At 78.2% G+C, this 3,900-nt stretch carries 3 protein-coding genes; 2 read left to right on the forward strand and 1 reads right to left on the reverse strand.

All coding sequences use genetic code 11. The features are described 5' to 3' along the window. Positions 1-1,192 precede the first annotated feature (1,192 nt). A complete protein-coding gene (locus tag ACI79C_RS25160; RefSeq protein ID WP_456948435.1) occupies positions 1,193-1,969 on the forward strand; it encodes a hypothetical protein in 777 nt (258 codons plus the stop codon). 99 nt (positions 1,970-2,068) lie between these two features. Continuing rightward, on the forward strand, positions 2,069-2,428 hold the full coding sequence (locus tag ACI79C_RS25165) for a single-stranded DNA-binding protein (RefSeq protein ID WP_456948436.1): 360 nt from the start codon (positions 2,069-2,071) through the stop codon (positions 2,426-2,428). Between the two features lie 8 nt (positions 2,429-2,436). Here ACI79C_RS25165 and ACI79C_RS25170 read toward each other — a convergent pair whose 3' ends face one another. Further along, the gene (locus ACI79C_RS25170; RefSeq protein WP_456948437.1) at positions 2,437-3,750 is read right to left on the reverse strand and encodes a DUF1015 domain-containing protein; all 1,314 of its coding nucleotides are present in this window, start codon (positions 3,748-3,750) and stop codon (positions 2,437-2,439) included. Positions 3,751-3,900 lie beyond the last annotated feature (150 nt).

Genomic DNA, 3,900 nt, shown 5'->3' on the forward strand with positions numbered 1-3,900 from the left:
AGGATCTCAGCGCCGATGGTAGTGCCCCGGAGAGGGGGTGGTAGTGTAGGACGCCGCCGGACAACCTTTCACGGAACGGGGGTCAGAGCCACGTGGCTCTGACCCCCGTTCTCGTGCTTCCAGGGAATCTCATCTCGGCACCGGTGGGTGCTGCAGCCGGCATCGAGGTACGCACACAGTCATGACTTCCCCCCGACGAGGCGCTGGCGGCGCCGGTGGACAAGGCGGTCCGCGCGGCGGCCGCAGCGGCGGTCAGGGGCGGCCGCAGCGCCCGGGGTACCAGCGCTCCGGCGGGGCCGGCGCCAGCCAGGGTGGCTATCAGGGGCGGCGTCCCACCGGTGGTGGGGCAGGGGCGGACCGGTCGCGTCGCGATGACCGGCAGGACCGCCGGCCGAGGGACGAGCGTCGTGAGGGCGACCGTCCAGAGCGTTCGCAGGGGCAGCGGTCGGCCGGCGCGGGGGGCGACTGGCGGGACCGCCGGCCACAGGCCGACCAGCCGCGCTGGCGAGACCGGCCGCAGCGCGAGGGCGCGCCGCGTGCGGGGGGACCACGGTCGGAGTGGCAGGACCGGCGCCCGCAGCGGGATCGGCCGCAGCGGCCCGGGGAGGCCCGCGGGAACTGGCGTGAGCGCCGTCCCGAGGACGACCGTCCCCAGCGGTCGGCGGAGGGCCGTGGGGAGTGGCAGGACCGCCGTCCGCAGCGGGACCGCCCCCAGCGGCCCGGGGAGGCCCGCGGGAACTGGCGTGAGCGCCGTCCCGGAGGTGACCGCACGGGAGGTGACCGGGGCACCTGGCAGCGTGGCGGCGGGCCTGAGGGGACCTCGAGCGACCGACGTCCTCCCGCGGACCGCCCGGCCGGCGAGCGTCGCCGGCCCGTCGAGGGGGAGCGGGGCGGCTGGCAGGACCGGCGTCCGGCCGGCGACCGCCCCCAGCGTCCCGGCGGGAACGCGACTGGGTCCTGGCAGGAACGCCGTCCGCAGCGGGCGGCGGGCGCCGGCGGGGACTGGCGGGATCGCCGTCCGTCGGCGGACCGACCCGGCCGTCCTCCGGCCAGCGCCCGGATCGACCGCACGCCGCCGGTACCGCCGGGGCCGGAGATCCCCGAGTGGGCCGACCCGCGCGACCTCGACGCGTCGGTCCGGCAGGCGCTGCGTGGGCTCGATCCGCGCAACGCCACCCGCGTCGCCGGGCACTTGGTCGCTGCAGGCACGCTGGTCGACGACGACCCTGCCGAGGCGCTGGCGCACGCCCGCGCGGCACGGGACCGGGCCTCGCGGCTCGCGGTCGTGCGCGAGGCGGTCGGGGTGGCCGCGTACCACGCGGGCGACTACGCCGAGGCGGCCCGGGAGCTGCGCGCCTACCGGCGGATGAGCGGCGACGAGGGCTACCGCGCCGTCCTCGCCGACTGTGAACGCGCGCTGGGGCGGCCGGAGGTGGCGCTGCGCCTGGTCCGGGAGGCGCTGGACGAGGGCCCGGACGCCGCCGAGACGGTGGAGCTGCGACTGGTGGAGGCCGGCGCCCGGCAGGACCTCGGCGAGCTCCCCGCGGCCCGGCTGGTGCTGGAGGCGGCCCTCGGTGGCCGGCCGCGTCCGGGTTCGGTCGACCTCGCCGACCCCGGGATGCTGCGCCTGGCCAGCGCCTACGCCGATCTCCTGGAGACGGCCGGCGAGGAGGAACTCGCCCGCGCGTGGTCCGAGGTCGTCGCCGCGCACACCCCCGAGGAGCCGGACGTCGAGTTCTCCGAGGAGGAGTTGCCCGGCGAGGAGCCGACCCCGGCGCCCGAGGCGATCCCGGAGGCCGAGCCGATCCCGGGGTCCCAGGCTGCCGCGGAGCTCGAGGCCGGGTCGTCCGCGCCGCCGGTTCCCGACACGGAGGACGACCGGGAGCCGGTGCTCGACGAGGACATCGAGGCCGAGGTCGCCGAGCTGCTGGGCGAGGTGGAGCCGCCGGAGGACCCCGGGCAGCACTGACCACCGACACCGGGTCCTCGCCCGTCCACACCGGGTGCGGTGTTCCACAGCCGGGCGCGGAGCCTGTGCCCCGACCGTGTCGGCGGCCAGGCTGCCGTCATGAGCGTGGCAGTCATCGATCGGAACGACGTGGTGCTCCGCGGGCGGCTCTCGGCCCCCGCGGAGCTGCGCACCCTCCCCAGCGGGGACACGCTGGTCACCTTCCGGCTGGTGGTGCGCCGGCCCGAGCCCCGGGCGCGTGGCCAGTCGGTCGACGTCCTCAGCTGCATCACCTATGACCGGGCGCTGCAGCGCCGGGTCGCCGCCTGGGAGCCGGGTGACGTCGTGGAGGTCGAGGGGGCGCTGCAGCGCCGCTTCTGGCGGACCCCCAACGGCACCGCGTCGGTGTGCGAGGTCAACTGCCGGCGCGGTCGCAAGGTGCCCCGCTCGTCCGGCGGCGCGGCGGTCGCGACCGCGTGAGCGTCCGGTCAGTCCGTGTGCGGGCGGAGCACCAGGCCGGTGCGCGGCTTGGGGACGAACAGCGTCGACTTGCGAGGCATCCGCGCACCGGCCCGCGCCACCGCGGCGACGTCGGCCGGCGAGGGAGCCCGCAGCAGGACGGCGACGCCGCGACGCGCCCGCGCGCCGCTGAGCGCCTCCTCAAGCGTGTGGGCGACCGCGACCGACCCCGTGTCGTCCCCGCGGCCCCACAGCGTCTGGAACAGCCCGTGGTGGGCGAGCACGACGTCGAGCGCCCGCCAGGCGTTCGGCGCCTGGGCGGGGACGGCGGCCTGCACCTCCTCCGTCGGGCGGGTCAGCCGCAGCAGGCGGTCGCCGTCGCTGACCAGCAGGCCGGACTCCCCGGGGTCGGCCAGCCACCGGCGCGCGACGTCGACCGTCCCGCCGTCGCTGACCTCGAGCTCACCCACGGCGAAGCCGCCGGCGGCCCGGCCCATCGCCTCCTCCAGCGGCAGGTCCGGGAGCACCCGGTGGATGCCGTGCACGCGCAGTCCGCCCGGGCCCATGGGCGTCACGAGGGCGAGGATGGCCTGGGCGCCGGGGATGTCGGGGCGAGCCCGTGCGTGCGCCTGGGCGGCCGCGAAGCGGTGGTGCCCGTCGGCGATGACCGCGCCGGTACGGGCGAGGCTGGCGGCCACCCGCTCCAGGAGGTCGGGGTCGGTGACCCGCCACAGCGTGTGCCGGACCTGGTCGGCGTCGGTCACCACGAGGGCCGGTTCCCCCGCGCTCACCGCGGCGGTGAGCCGGGACACCTCGGGGTCGGGATCGTGGGCCAGGACGATCGGCTCCAGGTCGGTGCTCGTCGCGGCCAGGAGCGCTCGGCGGCCCTCCACCGCGACCGGGTAGGTGTCCTCGTGGGGCAGGACGGCCCGGGACCCGGCCGGGGGCAGTCCGACGGCGCCCAGCCAGCCGACCGTGGCTGCCGCCCCGTCGGGGGACCGCATCTCGTAGACCCACAGCGCCGGGTCCTCGTCCCGCTCCAGCACCCCGGCGGCCCGCCACTCGCCCAGCGTCCGGGCCGCCTGCTCGACCGATCGGCGCAACCCGTCCGCGCCCGCGTCGTCCGGAGCCGGCGCGACGCGGGGGAGGATCAGGCGGACGATGTTGTGCGGATCGGCCTCGGCCAGGCGCTCCCGCCCATCGGGCGTCACCAGGTCGTAGGCTGGCGAGCTCACCCGGGCCAGGTGCCCGGGGTCTCGTCGCCGGTAGGTCAGGGCGCGGAAGGGCCGGACGTCGAGCCCTGTCGCTGCGGGGTGCGGGGAGTCCGCCGACGACGAGGGCACGATGAGGATCGTAGGAGTGGTGCACACCGGTCCGCCGTCGCGGGGGGGGGGGGGGGGCGGGCGGCGCGCGGGGGGGGGGGGGGGGGGGGGGGCGGGGGGGCGGGGGGGGGGGGGGGGGGGGGGGGGGGGGGGGCGGGGCGCGGGGGTGCG

It is taken from the genome of Geodermatophilus sp. SYSU D00697 (genome assembly GCF_054050175.1).

Bases quoted from the DNA above. Each gene is read 5' to 3' on its own strand.
- ACI79C_RS25165 (WP_456948436.1), top strand. From the start codon at position 2,069: ATGAGCGTGGCAGTCATCGATCGGAACGACGTGGTGCTCCGCGGGCGG.